Here is a 22,409-nt window from a genome sequence, read left to right on the forward strand (position 1 = left end):
GCGTTACTCCTTTCCACCATTGTTCAGTTTCTCCTTTAGGCGAGCCATTTCTCTTTCGAGTACGGTCGCTACGGTCTCACCCGCTTGCACCGCATATTCCTGTCCCATGCGCCGCAAATCACGCAAGCTCTTTGCTTCTAATTCCCAATCCGACATCTGATCTTCCAGACGACCGAACATTTTGGGAACATCACCACCATTGCCATAAGCACTGGCTCTTTGATTCATGCGTTGCTGCAATCGCAGCGACTCCATTCGTGCCGAATAATACTGACGTTTGCTGTACACCGTTTGATACTCTATTTTCAGCTCATTCAGCTGTGCTTCAAGTTCAAACAAGGATTGCTTGCTCTGTTCTAACAGCCCGCTGTATTGCTCCAGTTTTTCCTCGTGAATGATCTTTTCTTGTAAAGCCAGCTTCGCGAGATGATCCTCGCCTGCTTTCAGTGCCAACAACGCCTGTTCTTCACGTTTGTTTCTCATGGCAGTTGCTTGGTTCACTTGCTGCTGCAATTGCTTCGTGTGGGAAGCATATTGCTGGTACAGCCTTTCAGCTTCACTGATTTCCTCACGGGTTGAATGTAGAAATTGATCAATTAGTTTCACGGGATCTTGGCTTTGCTCCAGACGTTCATTTAAATTAGCTACAGTAATATCCCTCATGCGACGAAAAACACTCATGATCTCCTGCTCCCTCCCTGCTTCTTGTTTAAGTACATTGCTTCTTAATAAGTACCATTATTACTTCTGCCCTTTAATGCTGATACGCCCCAGACGATCAACGCCACTCCTAGAAGTGGTCCAATGATCCAGGAAAGCTTCGCGATCAGGGACATCACACCAATGAACATCAGCACCCAACCGATAATCTTGCGTCCGCTCTTAATCCCGTAGTACCCGAGAACAACCAGCAATACCGGGAAAAGTAATCTGAACATTCCGTGGATCAGAGGAAGCGCAATGCCGAGCAGCATAACCGCACCAATCACAATCAGTACAACCGCTAATCCGTTTCCTTGTCTTCTTTGCATTTTTTCTCACCGCCTTTCGTTGTCCTTAACCTTATAGCCTTATTCTAGGGTAAATCGCAGACTTTCAAAACAGACCAACGACGGTTTTTAGTACTGGACCTTAGTCGAGGTAGCTGTACGACTACAGACCACTGTTGGGCTAGTTGTAGGTCATAACCAACCTTTTCACATATAAAAAGGGGATGCGCCCCCATCGAAAATTGAAAGGACACCACCCTACATAGGTGATGTCCTTTTGAACTTTCCTTTATGGTTTAACTATGTGGCTCTTTATCAAAAAACCTCGCTCCGTAATCTTTCGATAATAGTCTTCTTAGATATGAAGCCCACTTTCAAGTGCCTACTAAATAAAAATCTCGCTTTCGAATAAATCCCGAGAATGTATAATGATCAAATAAGAAACAAAGGAGAATTACTATGAACATACTGATCGTTGAGGACGACCGTAGTTTAAATAAAGGGATCGCTCTCACTCTTTCTCAAAACAATGTTGTGATCCATCAAGCCTACGATATTGCCGCGGCGGAGCATATCTTCGCAGTTAACCCTATTGATCTCATCATTCTGGACATCAATCTGCCAGACGGCAGTGGGCTGGATTATTGCGAGCAACTTCGCAAGACCTCACGCGTACCCATTATTTTCCTCACCGCCAATGATATGGAGTCCGACATTATCACCGGTTTTGCATTGGGGGGCGATGACTATATCACCAAACCATTCAGCCTAATGGTGCTTCGCGCCAGAGTAATGGCAGTACTCAGAAGAACGGAATCGCTAGGGACTGGAAAAATAACATTGGGTCCGTTAGAACTCGATTTTGAGAAACTGGAGTACAGCAAAAACAAACAATCGCTCCAACTGAGCAAAACTGAGCAAAAGCTGCTGCGGCTGCTGGTGACGAATACGGGCAATATTTTGACCCGAGAACAGCTGATAGACAAGATCTGGAGCAAGGATGCCGAATTTGTGGATGAAAACGCATTGACAGTAGCCATCAAACGGCTGCGTGCTAAACTTGAGGATGACCCGGCAGCGCCTAAATATATCAAGACCATTTACGGACTTGGATACATGTGGACTGAAGGGCAAAAACCATGAAAACCAATAGCCCACCTGCTAATTTCAAGCAAATTCATAGGCTCTTTTTACTGATCATCCTTATACTAGTGGCCTGTTTTATCGGCAGTATAATGTTTCTGTACGGGTTCGACCCCACTCTGCTCCAACTGACTTCTCTATTCATCATCTGTATATTAGCGACAGGAGCCGTATGGGTCTGGTTATGGAACCGTCAGATCACAATCTATATACAGACCTTGGATACAGCGATTGAGCGGGCTATACATGACCAGCCGCCACTCACTAACTATGAAGAAACCGCTCTGTCTTCGATGGAACATAAACTAAAGCGGTATATAGGGATGGCTAAGGCGAATGAACTAAATATTCAAACAGAGAAAAACAAAATAAAAGAGCTGATCTCGGATATCTCCCATCAAACCAAGACCCCCCTCTCTAATATCATGGTATTCAGTCAGTTGCTGGAAGAGATGCCCGGACTAAATGAGAATGTCCGGCACTACATACAGCATATTAAAGCGCAGTCAGATAAGTTGGATTGGCTGATCCAGTCTCTAATCAAATTATCACGTTTGGAAACAGGAATGATCTCCCTACAGCAGATTGAGGCGAAACCGCTCATACAAACTCTGATGCAGGCTTTATCCCAGATTTATGCACAAGCGGAAAACAAACAAATTACGATCAATATTGACTGCGGGACACACATCTTAGCCTGCCACGATGTCAAATGGACAAGTGAAGCGCTATTCAACCTGCTCGAGAATGCTGTGAAGTACACGCCGCATAGCGGACAAATCTCCGTTCTTGCTGAAAGCAATGAGATGTTCACCTGTATTCACCTTACCGATACTGGGCTTGGAATCCCCAGCGAAGAAATCCCTCACATCTTTAAGCGGTTTTACCGAGGGAAGCAAGCGCGTGAATTCGAGGGGGTCGGCATCGGGTTGTTTTTGTCCAGAGAGATTATCACGGCGCAAGGCGGCCATATCAACGTCATTTCTGAAACTGGAAAAGGTACAACTTTCTCTGTTTACCTGCCCCAGCGCTGAAATAGAATGTGTCATTATGGTCAGAATTCAGACACTCTCCTGTCAGATTGATTTGCTACCCTTAAATTATGGACAAACAGATCTCATTGGAGGGGAAGAGTTATGCCGATTCTACAGACTGAAAATTTAAAAAAACACTATGGAAAGGTGGGCTCAAGCGTTAAGGCTTTGGACGGCATATCACTGTCAGTGGAAAAAGGGGAGTTTGTCGCCATTGTCGGCACTAGCGGCAGCGGCAAAAGCACCCTTCTTCATATGCTTGGCGGATTAGATCGGGCAACAGAGGGCAAGGTTTACGTGGACGGGAATGATATTTTTGCGATGAGTGATGAGAAGCTGACCATTTTTCGGCGCAGATCGGTTGGGTTTGTTTTTCAGAACTATAATTTGGTACCCATACTAAATGTGCGGGAGAATATTGTGCTGCCCATTGAACTGGACGGTGGCAAAGTTGACGAAACTTATCTTGATCTGATCATCCGCACTTTAGGCTTGCAGGAAAAGATGAATACTCTACCTTCTAATCTGTCTGGCGGACAGCAGCAACGGGTGGCAATAGCCAGAGCATTGGCGACCAAACCTTCAATCATCTTAGCAGATGAACCTACAGGTAATCTGGACAGCAAAACAAGCCAAGAAGTGCTGATTTTACTTAAACAGATGAGCGAAAAATTCAACCAAACCATTGTGATGATCACACACAATGAACAAATCGCTCAAACTGCTGACCGTATTATCCGTATTGAAGATGGCATCATTTTCACTGGACAACCCCGTAGCTCCGGAGTGAGCCAGCCATGATCAGCACGAATAACCATAAGACTATTGCTACTTTAGCCAAAAAAAGCCTCAAAGCCAACCGTGCTCGCAATTTCACTATCATCTGTGCCATCGTACTGACTACGCTTTTGATCACCACCGTGTTTACCTTGGCGCTCAGTATTAACAAATCGATGCAACGCGCACAAATGCAGACTACTGGCAGCGATTATCATGGAAGCTTCAAATATCTGAATCCTGCCGAGTTGGAGAAGCTGAAGAATCACCCATCCATCAAAGAGTATGGCGTTTTTCTTAAGGTTGGCGATATAAGCACCAGTCTGTTCAAGAATAACCGGGTAGAGGTCCTTCGAATTGACGAGAATTATGCCAAACACGGATTTATCAACTTTATAGCTGGCGGACTGCCCTCCCAAGAGAATGAAATCGTCCTAAATACTTGGGCGCTTGACTTGCTTGGAGCAAAACATGAGTTAGGCCAGACTGTGAAGCTGGATATAGACATTGGTGAAAAAGTCATAAGCCAAGACTTTAAGCTCTCCGGGTATTACGAAACCGATCAAAATTTGGCGATGTCAGGATTAGCTTTTGTATCCGAAGCATTTACACAGAAGAACATTTCCCATATTGACCCGGATATCTCTGAGGCAACGGGTTCTTATGTAAACACCGCAGGTCTAGGGGTGATGTTTAACAATTCTTATAATATTGAACAGAAGGTACAAAAGATTTTGACGGACACCGGCCTGGATGTACCTTATGGTGTCAATCCGGCTTATACAAGTGTGTCTCTCTCCGATAATCTAATGAATATCATTCCTTATGCAGTTGTCATTCTTATCACCATGCTGAGCGGCTATTTACTAATCTACAATATCTTTTTTATTTCCGTCGTGCGGGATGTCAAATTTTATGGCCTGCTAAAGACCATCGGTACCACACCCCGACAACTAAAAAAGATCATCTCCATTCAGGCCCGCTCACTTTATCTAGTCGCATTGCCTTTTGGATTGGGGTTGGGATATCTGCTAGGTCTGCTGATTCTCCCTATGACCTCCTCATTTTTAAACGGTTCTACTGATAATGTCTATTCTGCTAGCCCGTGGATATTTATTGGTGCAGCAGCATTCTCGTTTATGACCGTATGGATCGCCGCAAGCAAACCGGGCCGGATGGCTTCGCGAACCTCGCCGGTAGAGGCTGTAAAATTTGCCGGAGTCAGCAGCGGCGGAAAACGGAACGCCAAAAAATCAAAACATGGCGCAAAACTTCACAACATGGCGTTCTCCAACCTGTTCAGAAGCAAAAAGAAGCTGATCCTGATGCTCTCTTCACTCTCCTTGAGTATCATCTTGTTCAGTACCATTTTCACAGTAATTTCCTCACTGGATGTGAACAAATATCTGGCTTCCTTTATCTCCGGTGATTTTTTGGTTCAGAATGAAGTGTTAGTCAGTATTACAGGGCCTCGAGACGGTGATCCATACAAGCTTTCAGAGGATTTCGCCAACAATCTAAGTAAAATTGACGGTGTAGAAAGTGTAGATAAGGTTTACCACAGATATGTTCCATCTCCTGTCGATGATGCTGTCCGGGCTATTTTGGAGCCAATGGCAGCTGCTGATCCACATCCCTATCTTCTCTCCACTTTAGATAAGAGGGGGGTGATCTACAATAATTTATATGGATTAGATCCGGGCTGGTTTGATCTTGTGGACAAGGATATTATTGAAGGGGAGTTTAACAGGCAGAAGTTTGCTTCAGGAAAATATGCGGTCATAGCTGAGGCCATGTTTATAGAAGAAGATAGCTACCGCGCCTATTATCATCCTGGAGATACAGTCACTTTCGAGAAGTCGGGTAAATCTTATGAAGTGATGGCAGTAGTAAAAAATGATGCAGTATATGCTGCCACAACAAAATCTTTCTCTTTGTTAGGGTACAACGTCTTCCTCCCTGCTTCGGAGCTGCAGAAGGAAATGCCGCAAGGTACAGATCCAGCCAATATTGTTTCAGCCACACTACATGTCGATCCAGCTAAAATGGATTTAGTAGAACAAGCAGCCAAGGCTCTAACAGATTCGACAAATGAATTATCCTTGAAATCCAGGGAGGATTATAAAGATGAGCTCGGTGGATTCATTCGCATTTTTCAAACCGTGGGGTATGGGCTTAGCCTGGTCATTGCTCTAATCGGGGTGCTGAATTATATCAACACTGTACTCACCGGGGTAGTCTCACGCCGCAATGAATTTGCCATGCTGGAGAGTATTGGCATGACCAAAAAGCAGCTAAAACGTATGCTGATCCTTGAAGGATTATACACCGTTTTGCTAACCGTCCTCATAACCTCAACATTAGGTGTATTGCTGACCTATAACCTTTCCAAAAGCATCACGGAAAATATGGCCTTTATGGTATTTCAGATGAGTTGGCTGCCGTTTATCCTCACCGTTCCTATTTTGTTAATTCTCGCTTACACAGTGACACTGAGAGCCTATAAAACGTTATCCCAAGCATCCATAGTGGAACGGCTGAGAGAAGCCGAGTAATGTAAGACACACCTAAATAGTCCTATTACAAAAAGGGCAGCCCGGTAAATATCGCCGGGCTGCCCTTTTTTTATAGATCCATATTCAGCTTATTTAAACGCAGGCAACGCAATATCCGCGTAATTATCCTCAAGGAACTTCTTCACTTCAGGACCGCTGATCCGTTTAGCCAGCTTTTGAATGGCGTCAGAATCCTTGTTGTCTTCACGTGCCACCAAAGTAATTGTGAATTCGGAATCTTCGCCTTCCGTAATCAGCGCATCTTTCTTCGGTGTCAATCCTAGTGGGCTCGCATAAGCCGGAGTCATGGCTACTAAATCGCCATCATCAAGCATACGGGCCAGCATTAGGAGATCGACTTCTTCAAACTTGAATTTTTTTGGATTCTCAGTAATGTCTGCTTGTGTGGCTTGAATGCCTACGCCTTCTTTTAGCTTAATAAGATCAGCTGCAGCGAACATTTGCAATGAACGACCGATGTTAGATGGATCATTAGCCATTACAAGCGTAGCCCCTTCAGGAAGATCAGCTATAGTCTTGTAACGTTTGGAGTATCCGCCATAAATAGCGTCATAGACAGGCTGTACCTCTACCAGATTAGAGCCTTTGCTTTCATTATATTGCTTCATATAAGGAACGTGTTGGAAAAAGTTAGCGTCTACCTCTTTATTAGCTAAAGCCTCATTAGGCTGCACATTGTCAGAGAGAACAACGATCTCCAGATCAATGCCATCTTCCTTAAGGAGCGGCTTCACAATATCCAGAATTTCTGTCATAGGTGGGATCAGTGTAGCGATCTTTAATTTGGTTAACTCATCATTACTACCTTTTGCAGCATTATTCTCGGCTGCTTTATTAGAGCCACAACCCGCTACGACCAATACCATTAATGTAAGCACAAGTATCATTGATTTTTTCATTAGTACTACTAACCCCCAGTTTATATATTGAACTATTTTGTATTAACGCTTATCCAACAGCCTTGCGATAGTCCCCCCAGTGAACTGAACCAATTGGACCAATACAATCATCACTAGAATGGCATAGATCATCACTTCCGTCTCAAAACGCTGATAACCATAACGGATAGCGAAATCACCAACCCCTCCCCCACCAACAACTCCCATCACGGTCGAGAAGGAGATAAAACTAATTGTAGAAGTAGTAAGTCCAAGGACTAGACCCGAACGAGCTTCCACGTACAAAAATTTAAAGATCAAGCCCAGCTTCGAGGCTCCCATCGATAATGCTGCTTCAATGACCCCTTTAGGAACCTCCAGCAACGACTGCTCCACTAACCGAGCATAATAGGCAATAGCGATTATAGATAATGGAACCGCTGCTGCAATCGTCCCAATGGCGGTCCCGACCAGGAAACGAGTGACTGGAATTAGCGCAACGACCAGCAGCAGGAACGGAAACGAGCGGATAATATTAACGATACTGTTGAGCACCAGAGACAACGTTGTATTCTCATAAAGCTGCCCTTTTCGGAAAAAAAACAACAAGGTGCCCAGCGGAAGCCCCAGCAGTACTGCCGCCCCAACAGAAATACCAACCATCACAAAGGTTTCACCGATCGAATCCCACATCTGTGCCTGATATTGAAGTACACTGTCAAACATGACCTTCCCCCGCTTTACCAAGAATCTGATCGCGGTATGTCCCGGTGCTGGCTGCTGCTGGACGGAATTCACCGTCTTCACGAGAGAATGAATCTACAATGCGCCCTTTTTCCATCACCGATACATGAGTACATATGCTTTTGACAACATCCATCTCATGCGTAACAATGACAACCGTTACTCCAAGACTTGAATTCACATGCTTCAGCACGTTCAAGATATCTGTAGTGGTTCCTGGGTCCAGAGAGGACGTTGGCTCGTCACATAGCAATATTCCCGGACTGTTCGCTAGCGCGCGGGCAATCGCAACACGCTGACGTTGTCCTCCGCTGAGCTGTGCAGGATATTGTTTTGCCTTATCTGCCAGTCCAACAAAATCCAGACACTCCTTCACACGTTTCATTCGTTCATGCTTTGGGACATCTGCCAGCTCCAGCGGGATCGAAACATTCCGCTCTACTGTGACGTTATAAACAAGATTAAATTGTTGAAAGATCATTCCAATCTTTTGCCTTGCTTTACGCAGTGCTTTACTAGGCATTTCGGTCAGGTTGTGGCCATCTACAGTAACCGTTCCCTGATCCGGCTGTTCCAGAAGATTCATCAGTCGCAGCAGCGTAGATTTCCCCGCACCACTCTCACCAATGATCCCGTGAATGGATCCCTGCTTTACCTCCAGCGATACCTCATCCACAGCCTGATAGATGCCTTCCTTCAGCTTGAACCCTTTACTTACCCGACTCAGCGACAGTATTAGAAGCTCCCCCTTCCTTTCCCTTATATAATGAACCTCCATGAAGTGAGACATTGTATTACAATTTTCTAAAATCTGTTTTATTAAAAATCTCCTTAAATAATAAGACATTTCTTCTGCTGTGTCATCATTTTTATTTAAATGATATACCAGGAAGTTTGATAAAAACCTAAAAACCCTTTATACCGGGCTCTTTTTACACATTTATTAACAAAATAAAAAGGGTTAGCAAAGGTAATCTTTCCCTCTTGAAATCATGATTCTCCTATTGCCCCACCACAAAACGCTCCACTGTTAATATAGCCATATTTAGTTTTTTTAAGTGTATGAAATGCAGTTAAAGCTACATTTGGTTCGTTGGAGTGTGATTTAAAGACCTGCTGTTACGCAAAAAAGGATGTCTAAGCCGGTAGCTTAAGACATCCCATAATTCATATAGTAATCCCTGAATCCCTGATCTATCGAGTCCCATACTCGCTAAATCTTTTATCCCTTTTCGCCAAGCTCTCCGCGAATCTTCAAGAACACTTGGTAGCTGCGTTCCGCACATTCCGAAATCGCTATCGGATGAAATCCGGGCAGATCCGCATATAACGTATCGTGAAGCGGTTCAATCCACGAAGCCGGCAACTTACTTGCTCCAAGCTTCGCTCCCATAATTGAGCCCACAGTTGCCCCGTTACAGTCTGTATCCATTCCACCGTATACGGAAGTGACGACTGTTTTTTCAAAATCATTCCCGCCATAAACAAGCGACGCGGCTACAAGAGCAGCATTATTATTTGTATGGACCGCATCATAGTGGCTAAAAGTATCCCAAATGTTACGAACCAAGTCCCGCTCGCTTTTGGCCTTCTGCGCAATATCTATCCCCCGCAAAACATCACTGGCAAGACGACTGGTACGCGGAATCTCGCTAAGGCCAATCTCTAGGATCCGTTCATTATCCTTCTCTGCAAAAGCTGCCGATATCATCGCCGCATTAAACATCTCACCGTAGATGCCATTTTTCACATGTGAAAATGAAGCATCACGCCAGCCTAATTCTGCCGCAAGCTCAGGATAACCTGCTGCACCATAAGCCAGTCCATCTGCGCGTATAGCGGCACCAATCCACTCGCGGTAAGGGTTTAAGTGCATCCGCACTCTTTCCTGCCGCACCAGCCAATCCGCAGGCTTCTCGCCATGCAGATGAGAGGTCTCCTGCGCAAAATTCATATATGACTGTGTCTCCGCCGTGCACACCTGACTATATGTTAAATGTGTATGCCACAGCTTTCCGATATCCCAAGAATCCCAGTTCAGACCTTTCTGTTCCAGCAGCATAAGACCCAGGACAGTGTAACGAATATCGTCATCGCTTTCCATATACTTGATCGTCTCGCGGGTACTGGCATGTGTCCATTCGCTTAAGCCAAGACCATATTCAGCCTCTGCCCGTGAATGCCCAGGCGTATAGCCAGTAATTGGCCAGGCGTCCGCACCCTGAAACCATAGCTCAATATTCTCCCAGCCCGGACGGCCATCTTTCCCATAGAGATAGTCCCAATACTCCAGCGGTTTCCCGAGTGCGCAGCCGACACTTCTACCGAGCCAGGCTCCATAGAACTTATCTCTCCATTCCGCTTCGCTCCAGTCCGCCTCAAGCTTACGTGGGCCTTCTGGACGTAGTTGACGAATCTCCTCCAGAGAGGATGGCTCTTGATACGGAAAATCCTCACTGATCGTAAGCTCCATTAGCTCATTGTATACCTGCATCAGCTTGAGCTCATCGGCACCAGCAGCCGCTAGCTTATCCGCGAACCCATCAATCTCGCAACCTTCTTCTCCACGCTGAGCAATTTCAAACTGCACGGTCTCTTGAAGTCTCTCCCATCCTGCCATAGGCTACTTCCCTTCAGCCGCTAGCAGCAGCTCTTGATCAAGCTTTTCCAGTGAATCAAAGATCAGCTTCATAAATGCTTCCCGGTCAACTCCCACCAATACTTGCACATTCGCTGGACGATCCGTCTTCTTCCGTCTGTCTGCAACTGTCATTCCCCGCGTCAGCTTGCCTTCTGTCTCCACCGTTACATATAGATGCTCAAATTCAAATAGTTCCGGATGCAGCAGCCAGGCAACAGCACATGGATCATGCAGCGCACTGCCGACATAGCCCATTTTTTTACCGTAAATCGAATAGAAATCCAGCAATTCTCCGACCATTGTAGACACTGGTCCCCGCTCTTTCAATGCTAGGATCTCATCTTCAAAAATAGCAGCCTTATCGGTCACATCCAGACCACTCATTATGATCGGAATCCCCGACTCAAACACAATACGGGCTGCTTCAGGATCTACATAGATATTAAACTCCGCAGTAGAGGTGACATTCCCATAAGAGATACCTCCGCCCATTAGTGAGATTTTTTCAATTCTGTCTTTAATCTCTGGATAAGCCGTGATTAGCAGTGCGATATTTGTTAAAGGAGCCATCGGCACGAGCGTAATCTTCTCCTCTGAAGAACGGATGATATTCAGCATAAACTCCACAGCACCCTGCTCTACAGGGCGGAATTTACTTGGGGGCAAAAGCGGCCCATCCATGCCCGATTCACCATGCGCTTCCTCACCTGTAACAAGCTTGCCGAACAGTGGGCCAGCAGCCCCTTTAGCTACAGGAATGTCAGCATTCACGAAGCTGATCACCTTCAGGGCGTTTTCCGTGATTTTATCTAAAATTTGGTTTCCACCAACCGTTGTAATTCCGCGCAGATCTAACTTCTCCGAATTTGCTATGGCAAGCAGTATCGCTATTGCGTCATCATGCCCTGGATCGCAGTCAATAATAATAGGTGTTGGCATAGTTACTCACTCCTTGTCTGTGTATCAATCATTTCAATCGCTATTTAACTAGCGGGCTTTTAAGTTTTTTATTCTTTTTTCGTGTCTCAGATACTGCGTAGATCACAAGTCCAATTACTGTGGCTACATAAGGAAGAGTAGCGATTAGCTCCGCAGGAATCTTCAACACCTGTAGCGCATTCGACAATGCATCTGCAGTACCAAATAATAAAGAGGTCAACGCCGTGCCTACGGTCGTACTTCTTCCCATCGACTCAGCGGCAATGGCAATCCAGCCCCGGCCAGCGATCATATCGCGGGTAAACAGTGACAAATACCCCATCGACATATAAGCACCGCCTAAACCGGCAAAAAATCCGCTAAGCAGCAAAGCCATATACTGTATTTTCACAACACTTACACCCACGGATTGAGCCGCATGTGGATTTTCGCCCACTGAACGAATGCGCAGTCCAAGCGGTGTACGATTTAATAGATAGTAGACAACAAACACAGCCAATATAGAAACATACGTCAGAATGTGATGCCCCGATAAAATAGGTCCAAGCACCGGGATATCCTTCAACAAAGGAATCTGGACACTAGGCAAAACTTTACTCGCCAGAGAAGTGGAAGAACCCTTGTCGCCACTAAGCAGATAGAGGATAAACACAGTTCCTCCCGAAGCGAACATATTAATGGCCACACCCCCGAGAATGATATGTGTTTTGAATTTCAGGGTGAAAAAAGCTAATATTCCAGCGATCAATGTTCCAGACAGCACCGCCCCAAGCAGACCTACCCACGCGCTATGCGTATAGCTGCTTATGATGACACCCGCTAAAGCGGCAACAAGCATGATGCCCTCCATCCCAATGTTAATGATCCCTGCACGGTTGGAGATGAGTGCGCCGAGCGCGGCGAACAGAATCGGAGTCGTCACGCGAAGGACAGAGAACGCAAAGTCAGTTGTAAAAATTACATCAAACAAACTATTCACGCTTCCTTCGCCTCCTTCAAGAGCATCCGATTTTTCCAGAACTTCAGAAATTGCTCAGCCGAAATCAGAAGAATGATAATTGCCTGTATAATTGAGATCATCTCTGAAGGTACATCAGACAGACGCGCCATCATGTCAGCCCCAATTCGAATGTACGCTAGGAACAATGCAGAGCCGATTACGGACAGCGGATTATTTTTGGCTAACATCGCTACAAGGGCACCATCCAAACCATAACCAGGCAGTGACGTCCATTGGAAACGGTTATACATCCCCAGCACTTCTACGGAACCCCCCATACCTGCGATAAAACCTGCAATCAAGTGAACGAGAATAATAACCTTGGCTGTCTTCATACCGGAATAACGGGCAAAGTCCAGGTTGATGCCTGTCATGCGCAGCTCATATCCCCATTTCGTTTTGTATAGGAATAGATGAGCTGCAATAATAAGCACGATAACGATAATAAGACCGGTATGAATACGGGTGCCGGAGACCATTTTACTCAGCAGTGCCGTTTTCTCGAATTTGTAGGATACATTGGCAAAAGCTTTAGCATCACGTAGATGATAGTTCAGTAGGAATAGCCCTACTCCGAACAAAATATTATTGAACATTAAGGATGTAACCAACTCATTAGCATTCCATTTTGCCTTCAGAATACCAGGTATTGCCGAGAGCAACGCTCCTACAATTGAACCTGCAGCAATAGCTACCATCGGATGCAGCCAGCCGTCCAACGTTAAATGAATAGCCAATACGGAAGTTACAACACCGGAGAAATAGAAAATCCCTTCAGCTCCCAGGTTGAACATATTGGCTCGAAACAACAAGGATACTGCCAACCCAGTGAACATGAGCGGAATCGCCATCTCAATCACATTACCAATATGACCTTTACTGGATAACGGCTCTAATAGGAATATACCAATCGTCTTCACAGGCTGATTACTGACCAAAGAGATGATCAGAAAGGCAATAGCGAGTGCAATAACGATTACCGCCGATGTCCGAATGTACTCAAAATATTTAACTTTAAACATGATTTACGGCCCTCCCGATGTGCTCCTCGTCCTGTCGATGAATCCCCAGCATATAAAGACCTAATTCTTCCTCACTAACCTTAGATGGCTCCTCGAAAAAGGCAACAATCTTACCCTCGTACATTACTAACAGACTATCGCTGATCTCCAAGATCTCATTCAAATCTGCCGACACTAGCAAAATCGCGCAATCGTCTGAACGTAATTCCAACAACTTTTGATGTATGAACTGGGCTGCGCCTATATCCACACCCCGTGTCGGCTGTTCTGCAATAAGCAGCTGCGGTTCAGTCGAACACTCTCTAGCTACGACTACCTTCTGCATGTTACCACCTGACAACATTCCTATGGGCTGAGAAGGTCCTGAACAGCGGACTTTAAATTCCTCTACAAGGGATACTGCTAGCTTGGCAATTCGTGAGCCATTCAAAAAAAGACCTTTATTCATTGCTTTTGTACGATACTGAGTAGATAGCAGATTATCAGCTATGCTTGCCTCACTAGCGATCCCTTGCCGCATCCGATCCTCCGGTATATAGGAAACGCCTAGCTTACGAATATCCAAAATATCCGATTCACGGATATCCTTTCCCTTCACTAGTACAGAGCCCTGACTTGAGACACCTCTCAAGCTACCTGTAAGAGCTTCAATGAGCTGTGTCTGCCCGTTGCCTTCTACACCAGCAATCCCAACGATCTGCCCACCACGTACCGCAAAATTGATATCCGACAATAATGCTTTGCCATCTGCATCATTCACACCGAGTCCCTGCACCGTTAGTACTGGCTCACTAACAGCCAGAATCTCTTTGTCATATTTCAGCACGACGTCTCTGCCGACCATTAGTCGCGAGATTTCCTGTTCTGTCACATCCTGTGTTTGAAAAACACCTTCACTACGGCCGCTGCGCATAATCGTAATTCTGTCGCAAATCGCTTTGACTTCCTTTAATTTGTGCGAAATAAAAACTATCGTATGACCCTGTTCCCTTAATTGCTTAAGCTCGCGGAACAATTCCTCTGTTTCCTGTGGAGTCAACACCGCAGTCGGCTCATCAAGCACCAGAATTTTCGCACCACGCAGCAGCGCCTTAAGAATCTCAACCTTTTGCTTCATCCCAACTGTAAGATCCTCTACTTTTGCTTTAGGATCCACGGCCAGATTGTATTTCCTTGCGGTCTCTTCCGTCATGCGCACAGCCTCGGCATAATTAATGCCAACTCCTCTGCGCGGCTCCATACCCAGCACCATATTCTCTGCCACCGTAAAAGAAGGTACCAACATGAAATGCTGATGGACCATGCCGATGCCTCTATCAATGGCGTCCTGAGCGGATTGCAGCTTTACTTTTTCACCCTTGATATAGATCTCGCCTTCACTTGGCTCTTCCATGCCGAACATAATCTTCATTAAAGTCGATTTACCAGCACCGTTCTCACCTGCAATCGCATGTATTTCTCCCTCACGTAAAGAAAAATGCACGTCTTTATTTGCAACGACGCCATTGGGATATACCTTGGTAATTCCCCGCATTTCCAGCAGAGCTTTGTACATAGGTCTCAACGCCTTTCAACTTGGAGGTCTGCAAAAATATACAGCTGGAATTCCCCTGACTAGAAGAATCTCCAACTGTAGGTTTATCTCTATAGAGCTGATCTTAAGATTTAAAGCTTAAGGCTTAACTGCGTTACGAATAGCTTCTACCTCTGCGGTTTCCATCCCCATCGCATTATCCACTTTAATTTCTTTATTGATCAGCTTTTGCTTCACTTCTTCAACCTTGGCCTGAAGATCAGCCGGGAATACATTTTTATAAATATCATTCTCAGCAATACCTACACCATCATCTACAAAGCTCAACACATCACGTTTGCCCATTTCTAGCGTTCCCTCTTGCAATCTCTTCACTGCACCTAGAATAGCCGTATCAATCTTTTTAATAGATGAAGTAACGATTAGATTTGCTTTTTCACTATCCGTATCGTTAATCAACATTGCCTGATCGGAGTCTACACCGATTGCATATTTTTTCTTCTCTTTAGCTGCGTCAAAGATCCCAAGACCTGTACCCCCAGCCACGTTAAAAATAACATCCACACCGGAGTTATATTGAATTAGAGACAGCTCCTTACCTTTTGCCGGGTTAACAAAATCACCAGCGTACGACACAGCCACTTTTACATCAGGATCAACGTACTGAGCACCTTGAATGTAGCCGACCAAGAAAGCATTAATCCCCGGAATATCCATACCGCCCACAAACCCAATCACATTCTCAGGGGTAGCATTCGGCATATCCGATTGTGTAGCTAATGCTGCTACGGCACCTGCCAAGAAAGATACTTCATTTGTCGCATAAGACATGTTGTACATGTTATCTGGTGCTTCATCGATGTCGGTATCATAATTAATGAATTTTTTGTCTGGATACAATTCTGCCGTTGCATTAAACATCTCTGTAATTTCAGAACCGCCAGAAATAATTACATCCCAATCCTCGGAAGCGATATCGTTAAATGTAGGCTCCCATTTCGTTTTATCAACGCCCATTTCAACAACCTTTGTTACTGCACCTAGTTCATCCTTAACCTTTTGCAAGCCGTTATTAGCGGAGTCAAAAAATGATTTATCCCCAAGTGTCCCCGGAATCAGCAATACAACCTTGAGTTTATCCCCTGAACCTGTTTCTCCACCCTCAGCAGCGTTTGATCCAGTATTCGCAGAAGAACCGTTATTGGACGTGTTATTCCCACATGCTGTGACCAGAACCATCACCATTAATAACAACAAAGAAAGAACTTTTTTATTCATTACTCTATTCCACCCCTAATTTTAGTTGGTTAGTAATCCGGCAGAATCCCCATCTTCACCCATTGTATAATTCACGGTTCAAATGGAAATTCTCTTTTTTCCAAATAAAGTATCATTAAAAGTAATAAATTTAACGTTTAGGCTCAAAAATAGCAATAAAAATACCATTATTATTAATAATCCGCTTTATTTCCGAACGAGATGGCCAGTCAGGTTGCGAACTTTCGGATTTATTGATACGATCATAACAAATATTATTAAAAATAATTATATGATTTCGGTCATAGTTTTGTACGATTCGGCTAAAACATAAGTATTGGAGGATCATCATGGATCGTGTTCTATATATTGTAAGTGCCACACATGAGCTAAATACTTATATCCCTCCACACCAGCATGAATGCTACGAACTGGTCTATTATTTACAGGGGGTAGGGACAACCAATGTTGGCCCACGAAGTTACCATTTTCGCTCCTCTTCTTTCGCGCTTGTGCCACCCAATCATAAACATGACGAGCACCACCGTGAGGATGCAAATGTATTATTTGTAGGCTTCCACTCGGAACACCCTAATATGAGTAATCTGCTCGGCGTATATGAAGATGATAAAGATAAGACCGTTCTTCAAATCCTGCTGCGAATGAAAGCAGAGTTTACACGCAAGCAAGACGGATTCTCTGAGCTTCTAAACCTACAAATGAGCGAGATTACCGTCCATCTTATGAGGCTTCTTAGTGCCTCTGGATATCAATCCCCAACAGAAGACCGAGTACAATATGTCCTTAATTATATGAATGAGCATTATCGCCATAAATTGTCCGTCGAAACACTATCAGAAATGTCCGGATATAGCTACGATCGTTTTCGCCATCTATTTAAAGAACGGTTCGGGTCTTCACCCCTGCGGTATTTGCTGTTAAAACGCCTGGATTATGCAAAATCTCTATTACGTCATACTCAGATGCAAATCTCTGAAGTATCTGCTGCTGCAGGTTTTGTGAACGATGCCCAATTCTGCAATATGTTTAAACGAGAAATAGGTCATACCCCGCGAGCATTCCGCATTAATAATCAATCAGGTTAATCACTAATCAGATTAAAAAAAGCCGTTGAAATAGAGAAACTCCTCTATTCAACGGCTTAATCCTGTAAAACTAAGAACATAAAGAAAAAAGGTTAGTAAGATTGCTTATAAAAGCATTCTTACTAACCTTTTTAAGATACCGGCGAGAGGACTCGAACCTCCACGGTTTCCCACTCGATTTTGAGTCGAGCGCGTCTGCCATTCCGCCACGCCGGCACATATGAACTAAATGGAGGCGCCACCCAGATTTGAACTGGGGATAAAGCTTTTGCAGAGCTTTGCCTTACCACTTGGCTATGGCGCCATGTAAATTTTGGAGCGGACGACGGGAATCGAACCCGCGACCCTCGCCTTGGCAAGGCGATGCTCTACCGCTGAGCCACGTCCGCATAAAATGGCTGGGGATATAGGATTCGAACCTATGAGTGACGGAGTCAAAGTCCGTTGCCTTACCGCTTGGCTAATCCCCAATAACATTTTAAAGTAAAATGGGGCGACTGATGGGTCTCGAACCCACGAATGCCGGAACCACAATCCGGTGCGTTAACCCCTTCGCCACAGTCGCCATATTAAGTTGATATTGTTGCCATTATTCATTTTAAAGAAAATGGGGCGGCCGATGGGTCTCGAACCCACGAATGCCGGAACCACAATCCGGTGCGTTAACCCCTTCGCCACGGCCGCCATATTAAACTTTAGAAAGAACTTGGCAGGGGCAGCAGGAATTGAACCCACACCAACGGTTTTGGAGACCGTTGTTCTACCTTTAAACTATGCCCCTAAAAACTGGTGGAGGATGATGGATTCGAACCACCGAACACTTACGTGAGCAGATTTACAGTCTGATGCGTTTGGCCACTTCGCTAATCCTCCAAGGATGGTGCCGGCGAGAGGACTTGAACCCCCAACCTACTGATTACAAGTCAGTTGCTCTACCAATTGAGCTACACCGGCATGGCACTCATTCTTTTGTGATGATAAATGGTGGCTCGGGACGGAATCGAACCGCCGACACGAGGATTTTCAGTCCTCTGCTCTACCGACTGAGCTACCGAGCCATGATGAAAATGGCGGAACCGACGGGATTCGAACCCGCGATCTCCTGCGTGACAGGCAGGCATGTTAGGCCAACTACACCACGGTTCCAAAAGATATAATTGCTTAAGTTAATTGGTTGCGGGGGCAGGATTTGAACCTGCGGCCTTCGGGTTATGAGCCCGACGAGCTACCGGGCTGCTCCACCCCGCGCCAGTAAAATATGTTATGGTGGAGGCTGAGGGGATCGAACCCCCGACCCTCTGCTTGTAAGGCAGATGCTCTCCCAGCTGAGCTAAGCCTCCATAAACAACAATTGTTATTGTACCAAAGTCCACTAGGATAAATCAAGTGAAAATTTGGTGACCCGTATGGGATTCGAACCCATGTTACCTCCGTGAAAGGGAGGTGTCTTAACCCCTTGACCAACGGGCCATACTAATTAAAAATTTGTGGCGGAGAGAGAGGGATTCGAACCCTCGAGACGCTTGTGGCGCCTACACGATTTCCAATCGTGCTCCTTCGGCCAAACTCGGACACCTCTCCATATGGCTCCCCGAACAGGACTCGAACCTGTGACAACTCGATTAACAGTCGAGTGCTCTACCAACTGAGCTATCAGGGAATATTCATACCAGGCTTAATCGCCTGAAAACTGAATCCGAAACGAATCTGCATTCTAAGTATAGGATAAGCCCTCGACCGATTAGTATTGGTCAGCTCCATGCATTGCTGCACTTCCACCTCCAACCTATCTACCTCGTCGTCTTCAAGGGGTCTTACTAATTGGGAAATCTCATCTTGAGGGGGGCTTCACGCTTAGATGCTTTCAGCGCTTATCCCGTCCGTACGTAGCTACCCAGCCATGCTCCTGGCGGAACAACTGGTGCACCAGCGGTACGTCCATCCCGGTCCTCTCGTACTAAGGACAGCTCCTCTCAAATTTCCTGCGCCCACGACAGATAGGGACCGAACTGTCTCACGACGTTCTGAACCCAGCTCGCGTACCGCTTTAATGGGCGAACAGCCCAACCCTTGGGACCTACTTCAGCCCCAGGATGCGATGAGCCGACATCGAGGTGCCAAACCTCCCCGTCGATGTGGACTCTTGGGGGAGATAAGCCTGTTATCCCCAGGGTAGCTTTTATCCGTTGAGCGATGGCCCTTCCATGCGGTACCACCGGATCACTAAGTCCGACTTTCGTCCCTGCTCGACTTGTAGGTCTCGCAGTCAAGCTCCCTTATGCCTTTGCACTCTGCGAATGATTTCCAACCATTCTGAGGGAACCTTGGAACGCCTCCGTTACTCTTTAGGAGGCGACCGCCCCAGTCAAACTGCCCGCCTGACACGGTCCCCGTACCCGGTAAGGGTACTAGGTTAGAACCTAGATACGATCAGGGTGGTATCCCAACGGCGCCTCCACCGAAGCTTGCGCTCCGATTTCTACGGCTCCCACCTATCCTGTACAGATCGTACCCAAATTCAATATCAAGCTGCAGTAAAGCTCCATGGGGTCTTTCCGTCTTGTCGCGGGTAACCTGCATCTTCACAGGTATTAAAATTTCACCGGATCTCTCGTTGAGACAGCGCCCAAGTCGTTACGCCATTCGTGCGGGTCAGAATTTACCTGACAAGGAATTTCGCTACCTTAGGACCGTTATAGTTACGGCCGCCGTTTACTGGGGCTTCGGTTCATAGCTTCGGGTTACCCCTAACCACTCCCCTTAACCTTCCAGCACCGGGCAGGCGTCAGCCCGTATACTTCGCCTTGCGGCTTCGCACAGACCTGTGTTTTTGCTAAACAGTCGCTTGGGCCTTTTCACTGCGGCCCCCTCGTGCTATTCACACTACCGGGGCACCCCTTCTCCCGAAGTTACGGGGTCATTTTGCCGAGTTCCTTAACGAGAGTTCTTCCGCGCGCCTTAGAATTCTCTTCTCGCCTACCTGTGTCGGTTTGCGGTACGGGCACCTTCTCCTGGCTAGAGGCTTTTCTTGGCAGTGTGAGATCATGACCTTCGCTACTATAATTTTCGCTCCCCATCACAGCCTAGCCTTAACGATGTGCGGATTTGCCTACACATCAGCCTCACTGCTTAGACGGACATCCATCAGTCCGCGTCACTACCCTCCTGCGTCACCCCATCGCTCATAGCGGATTACGGTGGTACAGTAATTTCAAACTGTTGTCCTTCGACTACGCCTTTCGGCCTCGCCTTAGGTCCCGACTTACCCTGAGCGGACGAGCCTTCCTCAGGAAACCTTGGGCTTTCGGCGGATCAGATTCTCACTGATCTTTTCGTTACTCATACCGGCATTCTCACTTGTGTAGTGTCCAGCGCTCTTTTCAGTACACCTTCAACCCCTACACAACGCTCCCCTACCCCAGATACATACGTATCTAGCCATAGCTTCGGTGGTGTGTTTAGCCCCGTTACATTTTCGGCGCAGAGTCACTCGACCAGTGAGCTATTACGCACTCTTTCAATGGTGGCTGCTTCTAAGCCAACATCCTGGTTGTCTGTGCAACTCCACATCCTTTCCCACTTAACACACACTTGGGGACCTTAGCTGATGGTCTGGGCTGTTTCCCTTTTGACAATGGATCTTAGCACTCACTGTCTGACTCCCGGCAATAAGTATATGGCATTCGGAGTTTGACTGAGCTTGGTAATCCTTGCGGACCCCGCACCCAATCAGTGCTCTACCTCCACTACTCTTATACCGAGGCTAGCCCTAAAGCTATTTCGGGGAGAACCAGCTATCTCCGAGTTCGATTGGAATTTCTCCGCTACCCCCACCTCATCCCCGCACTTTTCAACGTACGTGGGTTCGGGCCTCCAGTGCGTGTTACCGCACCTTCACCCTGGACAGGGGTAGATCACACGGTTTCGGGTCTACGTCCACATACTAATTCGCCCTATTCAGACTCGCTTTCGCTGCGGCTCCACCTTCTCGGCTTAACCTTGCATGTTAAACGTAACTCGCCGGTTCATTCTACAAAAGGCACGCCATCACCCATAGATCGGGCTCTGACTTTTTGTAAGCACACGGTTTCAGGTTCTATTTCACTCCCCTTCCGGGGTGCTTTTCACCTTTCCCTCACGGTACTGTTTCACTATCGGTCGCCAGGTAGTATTTAGCCTTAGCAGATGGTCCTGCTGGATTCATACGGGGTTTCACGTGCCCCGCACTACTCGGGATCCGTCTCGGAGAGAACACAGTTTAGGTTACAGGGCTTTTACCTCTATCGCGGGCCTTTCCAGACCTCTTCACCTACCATATTCCTTTGTAACTCCATGTGAGACGTCCCACAACCCCTAAGAGCAAGCTCTTAGGTTTAGGCTGTTCCGCGTTCGCTCGCCGCTACTGACGGAATCACTATTGTTTTCTCTTCCTCAGGGTACTTAGATGTTTCAGTTCCCCTGGTCTGCCTCTACATTTCCTATGTATTCAGAAATGAGTAACTGCGAATTACCACAGCTGGGTTTCCCCATTCGGACACCCCCGGATCAAAGCTTGCTTACAGCTCCCCGAGGCAGTTTCGTTGTTCGCCACGTCCTTCGTCGGCTCCTGGCGCCTAGGCATCCTCCGTGTGCTCTTATTAGCTTAACCTTGATTCTTCCGAAGAAAAATCTCACTAATAACATTTACTTGTTTGCACAAGTTGCTAAAAGATGTTCTAAAACGCAAATTCGTTTCGGTATCCAGTTTTCAAGGATCAAGTCTTACTTGA

16 protein-coding genes, 16 tRNA genes and 1 rRNA gene are annotated in these 22,409 nt (G+C 46.1%); 5 read left to right on the plus strand and 28 right to left on the minus strand.

Going from position 1 to position 22,409, the window contains the following annotated elements; genetic code table 11:
* Positions 1 to 3: 3 nt before the first annotated feature.
* A complete protein-coding gene (locus MKX34_RS27885) occupies positions 4 to 681 on the minus strand; it encodes a PspA/IM30 family protein (protein WP_036685541.1) in 678 nt (225 codons plus the stop codon).
* A 44-nt stretch (positions 682 to 725) separates the two neighbouring features.
* Positions 726 to 1,031, minus strand: a complete 306-nt coding sequence (locus MKX34_RS27890; protein WP_036685544.1) for a hypothetical protein — start codon at positions 1,029 to 1,031, stop codon at positions 726 to 728.
* A 417-nt stretch (positions 1,032 to 1,448) separates the two neighbouring features.
* Between MKX34_RS27890 and MKX34_RS27895 the strand changes: the two genes are divergently transcribed.
* The 4 genes from MKX34_RS27895 to MKX34_RS27910 all read left to right on the plus strand — a co-directional run bounded on the left by MKX34_RS27895 (position 1,449) and on the right by MKX34_RS27910 (position 6,498).
* Positions 1,449 to 2,132 (plus strand): response regulator transcription factor, encoded by a 684-nt coding sequence (locus tag MKX34_RS27895; protein WP_076104862.1) that lies wholly within the window; start codon positions 1,449 to 1,451, stop codon positions 2,130 to 2,132.
* Entirely contained in the window at positions 2,129 to 3,166 is a 1,038-nt protein-coding gene (locus MKX34_RS27900) for a HAMP domain-containing sensor histidine kinase (RefSeq protein ID WP_076296418.1), read from the plus strand. The genes MKX34_RS27895 and MKX34_RS27900 overlap by 4 nt, the downstream gene beginning before the upstream one ends.
* 102 nt (positions 3,167 to 3,268) lie before the next feature.
* A complete protein-coding gene (locus MKX34_RS27905; protein WP_036685550.1) occupies positions 3,269 to 3,967 on the plus strand; it encodes an ABC transporter ATP-binding protein in 699 nt (232 codons plus the stop codon).
* Complete coding sequence (locus MKX34_RS27910; protein WP_076296417.1) at positions 3,964 to 6,498, plus strand: FtsX-like permease family protein; 2,535 nt, start codon at positions 3,964 to 3,966, stop codon at positions 6,496 to 6,498. Before MKX34_RS27905 ends, MKX34_RS27910 begins: the two co-directional genes overlap by 4 nt.
* Before the next feature lie 89 nt (positions 6,499 to 6,587).
* Here MKX34_RS27910 and MKX34_RS27915 read toward each other — a convergent pair whose 3' ends face one another.
* The 9 genes from MKX34_RS27915 to MKX34_RS27955 form a co-directional block, all read right to left on the minus strand.
* Positions 6,588 to 7,418 carry a MetQ/NlpA family ABC transporter substrate-binding protein gene (locus tag MKX34_RS27915; RefSeq protein ID WP_036685556.1) on the minus strand — a complete coding sequence of 277 codons (831 nt, stop codon included), beginning with the start codon at positions 7,416 to 7,418 and terminating at the stop codon, positions 6,588 to 6,590.
* Positions 7,419 to 7,460: 42 nt separating this feature from the next.
* A complete protein-coding gene (locus tag MKX34_RS27920; protein WP_036685560.1) occupies positions 7,461 to 8,123 on the minus strand; it encodes a methionine ABC transporter permease in 663 nt (220 codons plus the stop codon).
* Positions 8,116 to 8,877, minus strand: a complete 762-nt coding sequence (locus MKX34_RS27925) for an ATP-binding cassette domain-containing protein (RefSeq protein ID WP_081383877.1) — start codon at positions 8,875 to 8,877, stop codon at positions 8,116 to 8,118. Before MKX34_RS27925 ends, MKX34_RS27920 begins: the two co-directional genes overlap by 8 nt.
* A gap of 486 nt (positions 8,878 to 9,363) precedes the next feature.
* Positions 9,364 to 10,761: an ADP-ribosylglycohydrolase family protein gene (locus MKX34_RS27930; protein ID WP_076272249.1), complete on the minus strand. Its 1,398-nt coding sequence runs from the start codon at positions 10,759 to 10,761 to the stop codon at positions 9,364 to 9,366.
* A gap of 3 nt (positions 10,762 to 10,764) precedes the next feature.
* Positions 10,765 to 11,721: a nucleoside hydrolase gene (locus MKX34_RS27935; RefSeq protein WP_076272248.1), complete on the minus strand. Its 957-nt coding sequence runs from the start codon at positions 11,719 to 11,721 to the stop codon at positions 10,765 to 10,767.
* A gap of 40 nt (positions 11,722 to 11,761) precedes the next feature.
* On the minus strand, positions 11,762 to 12,700 hold the full coding sequence (locus MKX34_RS27940; protein ID WP_036685567.1) for an ABC transporter permease: 939 nt from the start codon (positions 12,698 to 12,700) through the stop codon (positions 11,762 to 11,764).
* Positions 12,697 to 13,743 (minus strand): ABC transporter permease, encoded by a 1,047-nt coding sequence (locus tag MKX34_RS27945; RefSeq protein ID WP_076296416.1) that lies wholly within the window; start codon positions 13,741 to 13,743, stop codon positions 12,697 to 12,699. Before MKX34_RS27945 ends, MKX34_RS27940 begins: the two co-directional genes overlap by 4 nt.
* Positions 13,736 to 15,298, minus strand: coding sequence for an ABC transporter ATP-binding protein (locus MKX34_RS27950; RefSeq protein ID WP_076134098.1), 1,563 nt, complete (start codon positions 15,296 to 15,298; stop codon positions 13,736 to 13,738). Before MKX34_RS27950 ends, MKX34_RS27945 begins: the two co-directional genes overlap by 8 nt.
* A gap of 117 nt (positions 15,299 to 15,415) precedes the next feature.
* Positions 15,416 to 16,555, minus strand: a complete 1,140-nt coding sequence (locus MKX34_RS27955; protein WP_036685574.1) for a BMP family ABC transporter substrate-binding protein — start codon at positions 16,553 to 16,555, stop codon at positions 15,416 to 15,418.
* Positions 16,556 to 16,884: 329 nt separating this feature from the next.
* On the opposite strand from MKX34_RS27955, the gene MKX34_RS27960 reads away from it, so the two are divergent.
* Positions 16,885 to 17,640 carry an AraC family transcriptional regulator gene (locus MKX34_RS27960; protein WP_076296415.1) on the plus strand — a complete coding sequence of 252 codons (756 nt, stop codon included), beginning with the start codon at positions 16,885 to 16,887 and terminating at the stop codon, positions 17,638 to 17,640.
* A 137-nt stretch (positions 17,641 to 17,777) separates the two neighbouring features.
* On the opposite strand, the gene MKX34_RS27965 is transcribed toward MKX34_RS27960, so the two are convergent.
* From MKX34_RS27965 to MKX34_RS28045, 17 genes are all read right to left on the minus strand, one after another.
* Positions 17,778 to 17,856, minus strand: a tRNA-Leu gene (locus MKX34_RS27965).
* A 14-nt stretch (positions 17,857 to 17,870) separates the two neighbouring features.
* Positions 17,871 to 17,944 (minus strand) — tRNA-Cys (locus MKX34_RS27970).
* A gap of 10 nt (positions 17,945 to 17,954) precedes the next feature.
* Positions 17,955 to 18,029, minus strand: a tRNA-Gly gene (locus MKX34_RS27975).
* Positions 18,030 to 18,035: 6 nt separating this feature from the next.
* Positions 18,036 to 18,110, minus strand: a tRNA-Gln gene (locus tag MKX34_RS27980).
* 19 nt (positions 18,111 to 18,129) lie between these two features.
* Positions 18,130 to 18,205 (minus strand) — tRNA-His (locus tag MKX34_RS27985).
* A gap of 43 nt (positions 18,206 to 18,248) precedes the next feature.
* Positions 18,249 to 18,324: transfer RNA gene (locus tag MKX34_RS27990), tRNA-His, on the minus strand.
* Between the two features lie 23 nt (positions 18,325 to 18,347).
* A tRNA-Trp gene (locus MKX34_RS27995) sits at positions 18,348 to 18,421 on the minus strand.
* A gap of 6 nt (positions 18,422 to 18,427) precedes the next feature.
* Positions 18,428 to 18,513: transfer RNA gene (locus tag MKX34_RS28000), tRNA-Tyr, on the minus strand.
* Positions 18,514 to 18,518: 5 nt separating this feature from the next.
* Positions 18,519 to 18,594 (minus strand) — tRNA-Thr (locus MKX34_RS28005).
* Positions 18,595 to 18,622: 28 nt separating this feature from the next.
* A tRNA-Phe gene (locus MKX34_RS28010) sits at positions 18,623 to 18,698 on the minus strand.
* 10 nt (positions 18,699 to 18,708) lie between these two features.
* Positions 18,709 to 18,786: transfer RNA gene (locus tag MKX34_RS28015), tRNA-Asp, on the minus strand.
* A 25-nt stretch (positions 18,787 to 18,811) separates the two neighbouring features.
* Positions 18,812 to 18,888 (minus strand) — tRNA-Met (locus MKX34_RS28020).
* 16 nt (positions 18,889 to 18,904) lie between these two features.
* A tRNA-Val gene (locus MKX34_RS28025) sits at positions 18,905 to 18,980 on the minus strand.
* 55 nt (positions 18,981 to 19,035) lie between these two features.
* Positions 19,036 to 19,110, minus strand: a tRNA-Glu gene (locus MKX34_RS28030).
* A gap of 18 nt (positions 19,111 to 19,128) precedes the next feature.
* Positions 19,129 to 19,221, minus strand: a tRNA-Ser gene (locus tag MKX34_RS28035).
* 3 nt (positions 19,222 to 19,224) lie between these two features.
* Positions 19,225 to 19,300, minus strand: a tRNA-Asn gene (locus MKX34_RS28040).
* A 61-nt stretch (positions 19,301 to 19,361) separates the two neighbouring features.
* Positions 19,362 to 22,288, minus strand: a 23S ribosomal RNA gene (locus MKX34_RS28045).
* Positions 22,289 to 22,409: the final 121 nt, after the last annotated feature.

The sequence above is a fragment of the Paenibacillus sp. FSL R5-0636 genome (genome assembly GCF_037974255.1).
GTDB lineage: Bacteria > Bacillota > Bacilli > Paenibacillales > Paenibacillaceae > Paenibacillus_AQ > Paenibacillus_AQ odorifer.